This is a genomic window from Senegalia massiliensis, from assembly GCF_900626135.1.
Classification (GTDB): domain Bacteria; phylum Bacillota; class Clostridia; order Tissierellales; family SIT17; genus Anaeromonas; species Anaeromonas massiliensis.
This window is the reverse complement of record NZ_LR130786.1, coordinates 100,968-116,554: the sequence shown is the minus strand read 5'-3', so window position 1 is coordinate 116,554 and position 15,587 is coordinate 100,968. Positions and strand designations below refer to the sequence as shown.

The 15,587-nt window shown below is 28.6% G+C and carries 14 protein-coding genes and 1 other annotated feature; of the genes, 13 read left to right on the top strand and 1 reads right to left on the bottom strand.

The features are described 5' to 3' along the window. Positions 1 to 4 precede the first annotated feature (4 nt). The 11 genes from E0D94_RS10400 to lpdA all read left to right on the top strand — a co-directional run bounded on the left by E0D94_RS10400 (position 5) and on the right by lpdA (position 11,821). Positions 5 to 1,180: a dicarboxylate/amino acid:cation symporter gene (locus E0D94_RS10400; RefSeq protein ID WP_130807499.1), complete on the top strand. Its 1,176-nt coding sequence runs from the start codon at positions 5 to 7 to the stop codon at positions 1,178 to 1,180. 116 nt (positions 1,181 to 1,296) lie between these two features. After that, positions 1,297 to 2,055 carry a DUF975 family protein gene (locus E0D94_RS10395; RefSeq protein ID WP_130807498.1) on the top strand — a complete coding sequence of 253 codons (759 nt, stop codon included), beginning with the start codon at positions 1,297 to 1,299 and terminating at the stop codon, positions 2,053 to 2,055. Between the two features lie 166 nt (positions 2,056 to 2,221). Next, positions 2,222 to 3,553 (top strand): type I glutamate--ammonia ligase, encoded by a 1,332-nt coding sequence (gene glnA, locus E0D94_RS10390; RefSeq protein ID WP_130807497.1) that lies wholly within the window; start codon positions 2,222 to 2,224, stop codon positions 3,551 to 3,553. A 62-nt stretch (positions 3,554 to 3,615) separates the two neighbouring features. Continuing rightward, entirely contained in the window at positions 3,616 to 4,197 is a 582-nt protein-coding gene (locus E0D94_RS10385; RefSeq protein ID WP_130807496.1) for an ANTAR domain-containing response regulator, read from the top strand. Positions 4,198 to 4,304: 107 nt separating this feature from the next. Further along, a complete protein-coding gene (locus E0D94_RS10380) occupies positions 4,305 to 4,553 on the top strand; it encodes a hypothetical protein (protein ID WP_130807495.1) in 249 nt (82 codons plus the stop codon). Between the two features lie 15 nt (positions 4,554 to 4,568). After that, positions 4,569 to 5,081: a DUF2179 domain-containing protein gene (locus E0D94_RS10375; protein ID WP_130807494.1), complete on the top strand. Its 513-nt coding sequence runs from the start codon at positions 4,569 to 4,571 to the stop codon at positions 5,079 to 5,081. Between the two features lie 85 nt (positions 5,082 to 5,166). Continuing rightward, positions 5,167 to 6,891 (top strand): phospho-sugar mutase, encoded by a 1,725-nt coding sequence (locus tag E0D94_RS10370; RefSeq protein ID WP_130807493.1) that lies wholly within the window; start codon positions 5,167 to 5,169, stop codon positions 6,889 to 6,891. Positions 6,892 to 7,024: 133 nt separating this feature from the next. Then, positions 7,025 to 8,113 carry a pyruvate dehydrogenase (acetyl-transferring) E1 component subunit alpha gene (gene pdhA / locus E0D94_RS10365; RefSeq protein WP_130807492.1) on the top strand — a complete coding sequence of 363 codons (1,089 nt, stop codon included), beginning with the start codon at positions 7,025 to 7,027 and terminating at the stop codon, positions 8,111 to 8,113. Then, positions 8,113 to 9,093: an alpha-ketoacid dehydrogenase subunit beta gene (locus E0D94_RS10360; protein WP_130807491.1), complete on the top strand. Its 981-nt coding sequence runs from the start codon at positions 8,113 to 8,115 to the stop codon at positions 9,091 to 9,093. Before pdhA ends, E0D94_RS10360 begins: the two co-directional genes overlap by 1 nt. A gap of 14 nt (positions 9,094 to 9,107) precedes the next feature. Continuing rightward, positions 9,108 to 10,427, top strand: coding sequence for a dihydrolipoamide acetyltransferase family protein (locus E0D94_RS10355; RefSeq protein ID WP_130807490.1), 1,320 nt, complete (start codon positions 9,108 to 9,110; stop codon positions 10,425 to 10,427). An 11-nt stretch (positions 10,428 to 10,438) separates the two neighbouring features. Further along, the gene (gene lpdA, locus E0D94_RS10350) at positions 10,439 to 11,821 is read left to right on the top strand and encodes a dihydrolipoyl dehydrogenase (protein WP_130807489.1); all 1,383 of its coding nucleotides are present in this window, start codon (positions 10,439 to 10,441) and stop codon (positions 11,819 to 11,821) included. A 38-nt stretch (positions 11,822 to 11,859) separates the two neighbouring features. Here lpdA and lplA read toward each other — a convergent pair whose 3' ends face one another. Beyond that, positions 11,860 to 12,852, bottom strand: coding sequence for a lipoate--protein ligase (lplA, locus tag E0D94_RS10345; protein WP_130807488.1), 993 nt, complete (start codon positions 12,850 to 12,852; stop codon positions 11,860 to 11,862). Positions 12,853 to 12,941: 89 nt separating this feature from the next. Beyond that, positions 12,942 to 13,153, top strand: a binding site (T-box leader). A gap of 48 nt (positions 13,154 to 13,201) precedes the next feature. On the opposite strand from lplA, the gene asnS reads away from it, so the two are divergent. Together asnS and E0D94_RS10335 are read left to right on the top strand one after the other, a co-directional pair. Continuing rightward, on the top strand, positions 13,202 to 14,593 hold the full coding sequence (asnS, locus tag E0D94_RS10340; protein ID WP_130807487.1) for an asparagine--tRNA ligase: 1,392 nt from the start codon (positions 13,202 to 13,204) through the stop codon (positions 14,591 to 14,593). A 76-nt stretch (positions 14,594 to 14,669) separates the two neighbouring features. Then, positions 14,670 to 15,479 (top strand): GTP pyrophosphokinase, encoded by an 810-nt coding sequence (locus E0D94_RS10335; protein ID WP_130807486.1) that lies wholly within the window; start codon positions 14,670 to 14,672, stop codon positions 15,477 to 15,479. The last annotated feature ends 108 nt before the right edge of the window (positions 15,480 to 15,587 follow it).

Genomic DNA, 15,587 nt, shown 5'->3' with positions numbered 1-15,587 from the left:
AAAGATGAAAAAAATTGGATTGCTGCCTAAACTAATCATAGGAATCATTTTAGGTATTATTATTGGTCTTATTTCAAAGCAATTAGGAAACTTTATTGTAGTTAGATTTCTTAGTACTTTTGGAAACATATTTAGTAATTTTTTAAACTTTATTATTCCTTTAGTAATAATTGGATTTGTAGCTCCAGGTATTGCTGAACTTGGTAGAGGAGCAGGGAAATTACTTGGTATAACAGCTTTATTTGCATATGTATCAGCCGTTGTAGCAGGTGTAATGGCATTTTTTATAGGTTCTGCAATACTTCCAAATGTAATAACAAGTGGTGATTTGGCATCAACTAGTGAAGTAAATGTATCTCCATATTTTGAAATAACGATAGATCCCATGATGGGAGTTATGACTGCACTTGTAACAGCTTTTGTATTAGGTCTTGGGATGGCTTATATTAAAAGACAAAAATTATTAGAAGTTATGCAAGATTTTCAATCTATTATTCAAGGCGTAATAAACTATGTATTAATCCCTCTTATTCCACCATATATAGCAAGTATATTTTCTAAAATAACAGCTACTGGTGAAATATTTAATACAATAAAAACTTTTTCATCAGTATTTATATTATTAATAACACTTCAAATTATATATATTATTGTTCAATATTCTATAGCTTTTTTCTATACTGGAAAAAGCCCTGTAAAGAGTATAAAGAATATGTTACCAGCGTATTTTACAGCTTTAGGAACTCAATCATCAGCGGCTACTATACCTGTAACTATACAATCTGCAAAGAAGAATGATTTAGATGAAGATATAATTGACTTTGTAATTCCTCTTGGTGCTACAATTCATCTTGCAGGAGATACTATTACTCTAGTGCTTGCTTCTATGGGTGTAATGTTAATGAATGGAACTACTCCTACCTTTGCTACAATGTTCCCATTTATACTTATGCTCGGTGTAACTATGGTTGCAGCTCCAGGAATACCAGGAGGAGGAGTAGTTGCTGCATTAGGATTATTAGAAACAATGCTTGGATTTGGTGCTCAAAAACAAGCTCTTATGATAGCACTTCATTTTGCGCAAGATAGTTTTGGTACTGCAACAAATGTAACAGGTGATGGGGCTATTGCAATAATTATAAACAAATTTGCAAAAATGACCAAAAAAGAAAAAGTATGATATAAAAAGATTTGTCATATCTTGATATGACAAATCTTTTTTAATTTAATAAAATATTTAGTATAATAGTTATTTATGGATATATATTAATATAATAGTAAAAAAGGGGTGATAGTATGTGGTCTAGAAGTGAATTAAAGTTAAATGCAAAAGCTGTACTTAAAAAATCTTATTGGAAAGCATTTATTGTAAGTATAGTAATTGCTTTAGCTGGAGGAAACAATTGGTTTTCTGGAGGAGGATCTGGAGGAGCTACTAGTGGTAGCAATGAATTTAGCAATAATACAAATTCAATTCCTAGTGAAATTTTTCCAGAAATAATATTTATTATATTATTTGTAGCTTTATCAGTTATTGCTGTTGTTATGATTTTTAGAATATTTCTTGGATATCCACTTGAAGTAGGAGGTAAAAGATACTTTGTAAGTTCTACTGAATACGAATTTAATATGAATTATTTAGGATACATATTTGAAAAAGGAATATATTTAGATACAATTAAAACTATGCTTTTAAGAGGAGTATATAATTTCTTGTGGTATTTGTTATTAATAATACCTGGAATAATCAAAGGATATTCTTATAGCATGGTACCATATATATTAAGTGACAATCCTAATATAGGAGCTAAAAGAGCAATAGAACTTAGTCAAGATATGACTAGAGGACATAAATTTGATATGTTTATTTTAGATCTTTCATTTATAGGTTGGTATTTATTAGGAGTACTATTATTTATAGTGGGTATATTTTTTGTATTTCCTTATGTGAATGCTACTTATGCAGAACTATATAAAGTATTAAGAGAATATGCAATAGCTAAAAATTATACTACAGAGATGGAATTAAATATAGATAACCTAATAGAGCAGTAAAATATATTAAATGAAAAAAAAGTATATAAACTATTGCAAAATATATTATATAGTTTTATAATATATACTATAAAAAAATAATTTTAGGGCAATGGCGTCCAAAATAAAGGGGTATATAAACCCTTTTGTTTTGGACCTTTTTTATTGTCTATAATAGGAGGAGAATATGAAAAAATATACTAAAGAACACTTAATGGAATTAGTGAAAAAAGAAAATGTGGAGTTTATACACCTTCAATTTACAGATATTATGGGGGTTATGAAGAATATTTCTATAACTTGTGAACAATTTGAGAAAGCTCTTGATAATGAAATAATGTTTGATGGTTCATCAATAGATGGATTTGTTAGAATCGATGAGTCTGATATGTATTTGAGACCTGATTTAGATACTTTTAGAATATTTCCATGGTCAGGAGAATATAAAGAGGCAAGATTGATATGTGATGTATATAATTCAGATGGAACTCCATTTGAAGGTTGTCCTAGGAATGCCTTGAAAAGAACTGTAAATGAGGCAAAAGAAATGGGATATACTATGAATGTAGGACCTGAATGTGAATTCTTTTTATTCCATACTGACGAAAAAGGCGAACCTTCCTTAAATACACATGATAATGCTGGATATTTTGATTTAGCTCCTGCAGATTTAGGTGGAAGTGCCAGGAAAGATATGATTATAACACTTAAAAAAATGGGATTTAATATAGAGGCTTCCCACCATGAAAATGCTCCTGGACAACATGAAATAGACTTTGAATATGCAGATGCAGTAACTACAGCTGATAATATAATGACTTTTAAAATGGTAGTAAGAATAGTAGCCCAAAGACATGGATTACACGCTACATTCATGCCTAAGCCGAAGAACAACATGGCTGGATCTGGAATGCATTTAAATATTTCACTTGCTCATTTAGATGGAACAAATGCTTTTTATGATGAGAATGATAAAATGCAATTTACAGATGTAGCATATAATTTTTTAGGTGGTTTATTAACACATGCAAAAGCTTTTACAGCTATAACAAATCCTACTATAAACTCATATAAAAGATTGGTAGCTGGATATGAGGCACCTGTTATGATAGCATGGGCTGAAGGAAATAGAAGCCCACTTATAAGAATACCTTCTAAAAAAGGAGCTTCAACTAGAATAGAACTTAGAAGTCCAGATCCATCAGCTAATCCATATTTGGCCCTTGCTGTAACGTTAAAGTCAGGTGTTGATGGAATTAAAAATAATATTAGACCAACAAATGGTGTAAAGAACAACTTATATGATATGGAAGAACAAGATTTAAGAGATCAAGGTATTGATAGATTACCTACAAATTTAAAAGAAGCACTTATAGAATTTTCTAAAGATGAATTTATGAAAAAAGCACTTGGAAATCATTTATATGAAAGAACTATTGATGCTGCACTTTATGAATGGAATAAATATTCTAAATTTGTAACAGAGTGGGAAATTGATAGATATTTAATGAAGTTTTAGTTGTATAATTTAATATATATAAATATAATAAATATATATTTGAATTTCTGGAGTGATTATATATGTCTAAAGGACAAATTTTAATCTGTGATAGTAGTGAATATATTCGGAAAAACATAAAAAATCTCTTATATAAAAGAGGATATAAAGTTTATGAAGCTACAAATGGATTAGAAACTTTAAGACTTGCTAGAACAATATATCCTGATATTGTGATTTTAGATGTGAATTTATGGGGTATGAATAGTTTTAAGGTAGGTAATATAATAGAAGAAGATAATATCTCTACTGTACTTTATATGACTAATAACTTAAGCTCTACATTTCTAAAGCAAATAGAAACTATGAAAATATATAGTTATATTAAAAAACCTATAATAAATGAAAATTTATACCAAATGGTAGAATTTGCACTTATTAATTCTAATAGAATCAAAGATTTAGAAAAAAAAATTGAAGATTTAAACTTAAAATTAGAATCAAGAAAAATTATTAATAAAGCTAAAATAATATTAATAGAAAAATATAAAATTTCTGAAGATGAAGCCTATAATAGAATCAGAAAACAAAGTATGGATAGAGGCATTAATATGGAAAAGTTATCTAATGAAATAATTTCAGATTTTAATAAAAAAACTAAATAATTTTTTATAAATATATATTTTTTATATTGATTTATTAAAACTAAATAGTTATAATTTATTTCATAATACATTTTATTAAATATTTATGTAAATAAGGAGAAGAAAAAGTGAACGTTCAATTAGTAAACAAGAAAATTTCATCAAAGGATTTATTTAAAGGTGTAGATTTTAAAAATGAGTATGATTTTTATACTTTTAAAATAAATTTAAACAGATTTAACAAAAGTTTGACAGAGGCAAAAATTAAAAATATCTTAGCATTTTTAAAAGAAGAATATGCAGTATATTGTGATGCTGATTTAAAAGATATGACAAAAGATGAGGTTGACACTCTAATTGATTTGATTTTTAAATAATATAAAATTAAGGGGATATTAATGATTTATTTATTTATTTTTTTCGCAAAGATAATTGAAGTATCATTTATGACTTTAAGAGTAGTGTTTATAACTAAAGGAGAAAAGGTATACGGTTCAATTATAGGTTTTTTTGAAGTAGCAATTTGGCTAGGGCTTATTGGAAGTGTACTTGATGGGATTCAAGATGACCCATTAAGAATGATAGTTTACTCATTAGGATTTGCATGTGGAAATTATGTCGGTTCATTTATAGAAGAGAAATTGGCTGTAGGTCTTATGACTATAAATATAATTGCTACAGAAGAGAATGGTAAAAAACTTGCAAATATTTTAAGAAATAAAAAAATTGGAGTTACTGTGGTAGATGCAGAAGGTATTGAAAAGTCAAGAAATTTACTTATAATTCATGCAAAGAGAAGAAGAAAAGGTGAAATATTAAAACTTATTGATGATACAAATATACCTACTGTTATATCAGTTAATGATACTAAAGTAATATATGGGGGATATGGAATAAGGAAATAACTACAAGAAATTGTAGTTATTTTTTTGATTAATTATTAAAAATAGGGTAAAATTAAACTATATTACATATAGGAAGGTGACTAATATGAAATGGTTAGAAAAATATAATCATTGGTTAGAAAATGAAAATATTGATGAAAAAACTAAAAAAGAATTAAGAAGTATAGAAAATAATAAAGAAGAAATAGAAGAAAGATTTTATACAGACCTAGCTTTTGGAACGGCAGGATTAAGAGGTAAAATGGGTGCAGGAACTAATAGAATGAATAAGTATGTTATATCCCTTACAACTCAAGCTCTTGCAGAAGTAATAAAAGAAGAAGGAGAAGAAGCATGTAATAAAGGAGTAGCTATAGCTTATGACGTAAGACATAAATCTGATGAATTTGCAAAAATAGCATCACTTGTTCTTGCAAATAATGGTATTAAAGTATATTTATTTGAGGATATAAGACCTACTCCTGAACTTTCTTATGCAGTAAGAAGATTTAAAACACAAGCTGGTATAGTTGTAACAGCAAGCCATAACCCTAAAGAATATAATGGCTATAAAGTATATTGGAAAGAGGGCAGTCAAATATTGTTTGATATAGCTGAAAGGGTTACAGAAAAAATATCTGGAATTGAGGATATTGCTGGAATCAAAGCTATGGATGAAAAAGAAGCAAAAGAAAAAGGATTATTAGAAATAATCGGAAAAGATATTGATGATGAATATCTTTCAAAAGTTAAAAAGTCATCTATAAGAAGTAATGTTAATAAAGATATAAAAATAGTATATACACCACTCAATGGTACAGGGCACATACCGGTTACTCGTGTATTAGATGAAAGTGGTTTCAAAAATGTATATGTAGTGGAAGAACAATCTGAACCAGATCCTACATTTGCTACAGTAGGTTATCCAAATCCTGAAGATACTAAAGCTTTTAAATATGCAATTAATTTAGGAAAAGAAAAGGATGCAGATATACTTATAGCTAATGATCCAGATTGTGATCGTATGGCTTGTATGGTAAAAGATAATAACAATGAATATGTATCTATAAATGGAAATCAAACAGGAGCAATTCTTATAAATTATATATTAGAAGGATTAAAAGATAAAGATGAATTGCCAGAGAATGGAGTTATAGTTAAATCCATAGTTACAGGTGATTTAGGCAAAAATATAGCTAAAGCTTTTGGAATAGAAACTATAAATACACTTACAGGTTTTAAAAACATTTGTGCAAAAGCAAATGAATTTGAAAAAACAGGAGAAAAAACTTTTATATTTGGATATGAAGAAAGTATAGGTTATGTATATGATACTTTTGTAAGAGATAAAGATGGTGTAATAGCTTCAATGTTAATAGCAGAGGCAGCGGCATATTATAAACAAAATGGTAAAAATTTATTGGAAGTTTTAGATGAAATTTATAGAGAATATGGGTATTATAGTGAAGATTTATTTTCACTTGTTTTAGAAGGAATTGAAGGTCAAGAAAGAATATCAAGAATGATGAAGACTTATGAAGATGAATATTTAACAGATATAGAAGGGGCAAAATTAATTAATATTACAGATTATGAAAACTCTATAAGAAAAGATTTATTAAATAATAAAGAAGAAAAAATAGAGATAAATAAAACAAATGCCTTAAAATATGAAATGGATAATGAGTCTTGGTATGCCATAAGACCATCAGGAACAGAACCTAAAATAAAGATATATATTTATGCTAAAGGTAAAGATAAAAAAGATGCTGAAATAAAAGTAAATAATATAAAAGAAAATGTATTAAATAAATTAAATAGTATAGAGTAAACCTTTTTAGGTTTACTCTGTTTTTTTATATGAATAATTGCATATAATAAATTAATGTAATGAAATATACTGTTAAATTTATAAGGATTGGGGTATTTAAAAAATAGAATATATAAAGGAGGTTTCAAAATCCATGATAATAGATAAATTTAATCCTTTAGAGGACGAAATGATTAGTATATTAAATAAAGAAGGTGAAATAGTAAGAGAAGATATTTTGCCTGAAATATCAGATGATAAATTAATAGAAATGTATAAAACCATGTTACTTTCAAGAATTGCAGATTCAAAAGCACTTCAATATCAAAGACAAGGAAGAATGCTTACCTATGCGCCAAACAAAGGTCAAGAAGCAGCTCAAATAGGTTCAGCTGCAGCTATAGAAAAAGAAGATTGGCTTGTACCAGCATTTAGAGAATTAGGTGCTTGGTTGTATAAAGGTGTTTCACTTGAAAAATTTTATCTTTATTGGTACGGAAATGAAAGAGGAAGTGAATTCAGTGAAAATGAAAAGGTTTTACCAATGGTTGTACCTATAGCTTCCCAATTACCTCATGCTGTAGGAATTGGTATGGCTTCAAATATAAAAGGTGAAAAAGATGTAACACTTGCTTATGTAGGAGACGGTGGAACAAGTGAAGGAGAATTTCATGAAGCATTAAACTTCTCTGGTGTATTTAAAACACCAAATGTATTTGTAATACAAAACAATGGTTGGGCCATATCATTACCTAGGCAAAAGCAAACAGCTTCTGAAACTTTAGCACAAAAAGCTATTAGTTATGGAATTCCTGGTATTCAAGTTGATGGAAATGATATTTTAGCAATGTATGCAGTAACTAAAGAAGCGGTGGAAAGAGCAAGAAATGGTGAAGGACCGACACTTATTGAAGCTGTAACATATAGACTTGGTGCTCATACTACATCAGATGATCCAACTATATATAGAAAAGATGAGGAAGTGGAAGAATGGGCACTTAAAGATCCATTAACTCGTTTCCAAAAATATTTAATAGATAAAGGACTATGGTCAACAGAAAAAGACGAAAAACTAAGAGAAGAGTATTCTGATATAGTAACAAAAACATTTAAAAAAGTAGAAAAGATAGGTACAGATACTGAACTGAAAGATATATTCCAACACACTTATAGCAAAATGACACCAAACTTAGAAGAACAATATGAAAGTCAAAAGAAATATTTTGAAGGGGGCGAAAAATAATGCCATTATTAAATAATATAGGAGCACTCACTTATGCACTTGAACAAGAAATTGAAAAGGATAAATCAGTAGTAGTATATGGAGAAGATGCAGGACTTGAAGGTGGTGTTTTTAGAGCCACTAAAGGATTACAAGAAAAATTCGGTGAAAAAAGGGTGTTTGATACACCATTAGCTGAAGCTGGAATTGTAGGTTCAGCTGTAGGTATGGCAATAAATGGACTTAAGCCTGTAGTAGAAATACAATTCTCAGGATTTATGTTACCTGCATATAATCAGATAGTAGCCCATGTTGCAAGAATGAGAAATAGATCTCGCTCTAGATATAAACTACCTATGGTTATTAGAATGCCTTATGGTGGAGGAGTAAGATCACCTGAACACCATTCAGAGAGTCCAGAGACATTATTTGCACATATCCCGGGACTTAAAGTAGTTATACCCTCAACACCATATGATACAAAAGGATTAATGCTTTCAGCAATAAGAGAAGAAGATCCTGTAATATTTATGGAGCCTAAGAGGATATACAGAGCATTTAAACAAGAAGTGCCTGAAGAAGATTATACTATACCTATTGGAAAAGCAAAGGTAGTAAAAAAAGGAGAAGATATTACAGTTGTAGCTTGGGGAGCATTAGTTAGAGAAGCAAGTAAAGCTATTAAAACATTAGAAGAAAAAGAAGGGATATCCGTAGAACTAATAGATTTACGCACAATATCACCTATAGATAAAGAAACAATAATAGAATCAGTGAAAAAAACAGGTAGATTTTTAGTAGTTCATGAAGCAGTTAAATCATTTGGTCCTGGTGCAGAATTAATATCTATAGTAAATGAAGGAGCGTTTCTTTATTTAGAAGCACCACCATCTAGAGTTACAGGACTTGATGTTACAGTACCTCTACCTAAATCTGAACATTTCTTTATGGTAGATGAAAGAAGAATAATGGATAAAATAAAAGAATTAGTAAAGTATTAGAGAGGTGATAAAAAATGTATAAATTTAAATTTGCAGATATAGGAGAAGGAATACATGAAGGAAAACTTCTAAAGTGGATGTTTGATGTAGGAGATGAAGTAAAAGATGGAGATACATTATTTTTAGTAGAAACTGATAAAGTAAATGCAGAAATTCCTTCACCAGTTGATGGAGTAATAACAAAATTACTTGCTGAAGAAGGAGATACTATTCATGTAGGTGATGTGGTTGTAGAAATAGATGATGGTGAAGAAAGTGAAAATGTAGAAGAGAAAAGTGAAAAAAAAGGAGAAACAAGAAAAGAAACAATAGATGAAGGAAAAGATATGGCTGGAGTTGTAGGAGAATTAGAAGTGGGAGAAGATGTATTAGAAAGTAGTGACGAAAATGAAGGAAAAGAAGAAACTACTTCTAAAAAGAAATCACTAGCAACACCAGTAGCTAGAAAACTTGCAAAAGATTTAGGAATAGATATTAATAGTATAAATGGCAGCGGTGCAAATGGGAGAGTAATGAAAGAAGATATATATAAAGCTAGTGAAATGAAAGAAAAATCTGACCAAAAAAATGATTCTAAAGGTAATAACAAAAAATCCTATAGTAAAGATATAGATATTCCTGAAATCAAAATAGATGGAGAAGTAGAAAGAGTTAAAGTATCTAAAATGAGAAAAACTATTGCAGAAAATATGGTATTGTCAAAATCAGTAATACCGCATGCTTCATCTATGGATGATTTTGATGTATCAGAATTAGTTGAATTTAGAAAAGAACAAAAAGAAATTGCTGATAAACAAGGTATAAAACTAACGTATATGCCATTTATAATTAAAGCAATAACTCTTGCTTTAAAAGAATATCCAATATTAAACTCAAGTTATGATATGGAAAATGAAGAAATAATATTGAAGAAGTATTATAATATTGGTATAGCAGTAGATACCCCAGAAGGACTTATGGTACCTGTTGTTAAGAATGCTGATAGAAAGGGTATTTTAGAAATATCAAAAGAAATGAATGATTTAATAGAAAGATCACAAAATAGAACAATAGGCTTAGAAGATCTTCGTGGTGGAACATTCTCTATAACTAATTATGGAGCAGTAGGTTCTACTTATGGAGTGCCTGTTATAAAATATCCAGAAGCAGCAATATTAGGCATAGGTAGAATAACTAAAAAACCTGTAGTAAAAGATGGAGAAATAGTTATAAGAGATATTGTTCCTATTTCTTTAAGTATAGATCACAGAATAATAGATGGTGCAGATGCAGGTAGGTTCTTAAATAAAGTAAAAGAATATTTACAAGACCCTATGTTATTGTTATTAAGTTAGGAGGCATACAAATGACTAATTATGATATTACAGTTATAGGTGGAGGTCCTGGTGGTTATGTAGCTGCTATAAAAGCAGCTCAAATGGGTGCAAAAACTGCTATTATAGAAGATGGAAATATTGGTGGTGTGTGCTTGAATTGGGGTTGTATACCTACTAAAACATTGCTTAAAAGTGCAAAAATATATAAATATATGATGAACTCAGAAAAATATGGTATAGATTTAGAAGATAAATCAAATGTAAAAATAAATTGGGAAAATATGAAAGATAGAAAAAATAAAGTGGTTAGCCAATTAACAGGAGGAGTAGAGACATTATTAAAGAAAAATGGTGTTGATATATATAATGGATTTGGTAATATAGTTGATAAAAATACTATAGAAATAAATAATGAAAAAATCAATACTAAGAATATAATTATAGCTACAGGATCTTCTCCTAGATTACCTAATATACCTGGTTTTAAAGAGTCAATGGAAAAAGGATATATTGTAACAAGTAAAGGTGTTATAGATTTAGATAATTTACCTAAAAAGTTACTAATATTAGGTGGTGGAGTAATATCAGTAGAATTTGCTACACTATATAATGCCTTAGGAACTGAAGTTACAATCCTACATCGTTCTGAAAAAATACTAAGAAGTCTGGATGATGATATAAGTAAAAAAATGAATAGAATATTGAAAAAAGATGGTGTGAAAATAGTATATAATTGTGATATACAAAAAATAGAAGATAACAAAATTACTACTATAGTTAAAGGGAAAGAAAAAGTATTTGAAGGTGACAAAATACTTACTAGTATAGGTAGAGTACCAAATCTAAAAGGCCTTGAAAATATTGATATTAAAAAATATAAAAAAGGTATTGTTACAGATGAGCATATGAGAACAAATATTGATAATATATATGCTATAGGTGATGTAAATGGAAAATATATGTTAGCTCATGTAGCAAGTGCTGAAGGAATTTCAGCAGTTGAAAATATATTAGGAGAAAAATCTACTATAAACTATAATACAGTTCCATCTTGTATATATAGTTTCCCTGAAATTGGTGTAGCAGGTTTAACTGAACAACAAGCAAAAGAAAAGGGATATGATGTAATAACTAGCACATTCCCATTAGCTGCAAATGGAAAAGCACTTGCAGAAGGTGAAACTGATGGATTTATAAAGATAGTTTCAGATGATAAATACAAAGAGATATTAGGAGTTCACATTTTAGCTCCAACAGCTACAGATATGATTGCAGAAGCTGTAACTACTATGGAGCTTGAAGGAACAGCCTATGAGCTTGCTAAGGCTATACATCCACATCCTACATTATCAGAAACAGTAATGGAAGCAGCTCATGGAATAATAGATAAACCAATTCACATATTCAAATAAAAAATAGCAGCTAAGGCTGCTATTTTTTATTTAGATTATTAACTAAAGAGACATTCTAAAATATCATCTTTATTTATATTATAAAAATACTTTTCAATATCTATATCATCAAGTATATTTTTTATGTCTTCTATTTTGTATTTCTCACTTATTAATTTATTCTCTAAAGAGTTAACATCCTTGTCTCCAAAGAAGTCTCCATAGATTTTTAAATCTTTAATTTTGCCATCTTTAACTGTAAATCTTATATCTAAAGAGCCACCTTCAAATCTCTTTTGTTTTTGAATTTCAAATTCAGGACTTTCACCAAAATTCCATTCCCATTTATCATATCTAGAGTTCTTAAGTTCTTCAATTTCTTTTAACTGTTGATCACTTAACTTATATTCTTTTTCTTCTATATTATCAGTATCCAGTATAAATTTTAAAAGAATGTCTTTAAATTCATCCATAGACACCTTTTTTTCTAAATGAGGTAATATATTAGTCACTCTACTTCTAATAGATTTTATACCTTTAGATTTGATTTTTTCATCACCTACATTTAAAACTTCTACAATATCTTCTAATGTAGAATCAAAAAGGATTGTCCCATGATGAAGCATTTTATTTTTAAAGAAATATTGTGCATTACCTGAAACTTTTTTTCCATCTACTACAATATCATTTCTTCCATGGAAAACAGCATTAACACCTAGTTTTTGTAATGCATCTATTACAGGTTGTGTAAACGTTTTAAAATTATTTACATTAGATTTAAAGTTTTTAGTTATAAAAGTAAAATTTAAATTTCCAAAGTCATGATAGACAGCTCCACCACCAGATAGCCTTCTAACTACATTAATATCTTTTTCTTCAATATAATTTTTATTAATTTCTTCAATAGTATTTTGGTTTCTTCCAATGATTACTGAAGGTTCATTCTGCCACAATATAAGTATATCTTCATCTAAGTCTAATCCCTTTACTGCATATTCCTCTAATGCTAGATTATAATGAGGGTCAAAATTGTTATTTTCTATATAAATCATATTTCACACTCCTTTTAAATTAATATATACTTTACTTATTTTTTTTTATATATTATAATAACTATAATACAATAAGGTTACAATATATTCAATAGACTATGATAGGAAGAGTAGATATAGAAAAACATTTTAGCGAGTTGATTATGGTGAAAGTTCAACATGTATACTATATTGAAGAACATCCTTGAGTTTCTAACTGAAATCTTTTGAGAGTAGGATTAGACGGATACAAACCGTTATTTTGATTAGAGTTGGTCATAAGACAACTAGGGTGGTACCGCGGAATCTTTTCGTCCCTTTTTAGGGAGAGAAGATTTTTTATTTTGCAAAAAAATAAGGAGGTAAAAAAATGAAAAATATTTTAGTAAGAGAAATTTATAAAGACAAAGAACAATTTAAAGACAAGGAAATAAAAGTTTCAGGTTGGATTAGAACATCTAGAAGTTCTAAAAAATTTGGGTTTATAGAATTAAATGATGGAACTTTTTTCAAGGGAATTCAAATAGTAATAGGTAATGAATTAGATAATTTTAAGGAAGTTACAAAACTTTCAGTAAGTAGTGCTATAATAGTAAGAGGGAAACTAGTATTAACACCAGATGCAAAACAACCCTTTGAAATACAGGCTAGTGAAATAACTATAGAAGGAGAGGCACCTAGTGACTATCCACTTCAGAAAAAGAGACATACTTTTGAGTACTTAAGAACAATAGCACATCTTCGCCCTCGTAGTAATACTTTTTCAGCAGTATTTAGAGTGAGATCTTTAGCAAGTTATGCTATTCATAAATTTTTCCAAGAAAGAGATTTTGTATATACTCATACACCTATAATTACTTCAAGTGATGCAGAAGGTGCAGGAGAAATGTTTAGAGTTACAACATTAGATCTTGAAAATATTCAAAAAACTGAAGAAGGAAAAATAGATTCTACTTTAGATTTTTTTGGGAGAGAAACATCACTTACCGTAAGTGGACAGTTAGCAGCTGAGACTTATGCTCAAGCATTTAGAAATGTATATACTTTTGGACCAACTTTTAGGGCAGAAAAGTCTAATACTGCAAGACATGCTGCAGAATTCTGGATGGTAGAACCAGAAATATCTTTTGCAGACTTAAATGATGATATGGATTTAGCTGAAGATATGATGAAATATATAATAAAATATATCATGGAACATGCAAAAGAAGAATTAGATTTCTTTAATAAATTTATAGATAAAGGTCTTTTAGAAAGACTTACAAATGTAGCAAGTTCTGATTTTGAAAGAATAACTTACACAAAAGCAATAGACATACTTGAAAAATCAAATGAAAAATTTGAATATGAAGTTAAATGGGGTATGGATCTTCAAACGGAACATGAAAGATATCTTACGGAAAAAGTATTTGATAAACCAGTGTTTGTAACAGATTATCCAAAAGATATAAAGGCATTTTATATGAGATTAAATGATGATGATAAAACTGTTGCAGCTATGGATCTATTAGTTCCAGGTGTAGGAGAAATAATTGGAGGAAGTCAAAGAGAAGAACGCCTTGAGAAATTAGAAGAGAGAATAAAAGAATTTGGACTTGAAAAAGAAGATTATTGGTGGTATTTAGATTTAAGAAAATATGGTACTACAAAACATGCAGGATTTGGACTTGGATTTGAAAGAATTATAATGTATCTTACAGGAATGAGTAATATTAGAGATGTAATCTCTTTCCCTAGAACGACAAAATCTGCAGAGTTTTAGAATAGAAAAGTAATTTAATTATTATATGTAGAATATTATTTAGTATCATATGCTATTCAGGGGAGGTTAAGGTTTTATGATACAAAATTGGAATCAAGTGCTTATACCTTATGATCAAGCAGTTGAAGAATTAAAAATAAAATTTAAAAGCATAAGAAATGAATATAGAAAAATGGATGAATACTCTCCAATTGAATTTGTTACAGGTAGAGTCAAAAAAATATCAAGCATATTAGATAAATCTAAACGTCTTAATATTCCATTAGATGATATAACTGAGAAAATGGAAGATATAGCTGGTATAAGAATAATGTGCCAAATGGTTGAGGATATTGACAAAGTAGTAAATTTGATAAAAGAAAGAGATGGAAAGGATTTAAAAATTGAATATGAAAAAGATTATATAAAAAATCAAAAAGAAAGTGGATATAAATCGTATCATATAATAATTAGATATCCTGTTCATACTGCCTTTGGTCAAAGAGATATATTAGCAGAAATACAAATAAGAACACTTGCTATGAATTTTTGGGCAACTATTGAACATTCTCTTAATTATAAATTTGAAGGTAATATGCCAGAACATATAAAAATTAAATTAAAAAATGCAGCAGATTCAGCATCTAATCTAGATGAACAAATGTCTGAAATTAGAGAAGAAATAGTTGAAGCTCAAGAAATGTTTCAAGTGAAAAGTAGTTTAGTAGCAGAGATACTAAATAAAATACAAACCCTTTATTTCTCAGGAAAGGTAAAAGAAATAGATGATTATAGAGAAGAATTCTTTGATATTCAAGAACGAGGAAACTTCTATGAGTTAAGATATTTCAAAAAGAAATTAGATAAGTTAGCAGAAAAATATAATATACAAATACTACAAAAATAGGTACTCCATTTGGAGTACCTATTTTTGTAGTATTTTATTTTATTTCAACAATAAATGACAATTTTTTTGAAAAAAATAATATATACTAGAAATAGTAAGTACATAATT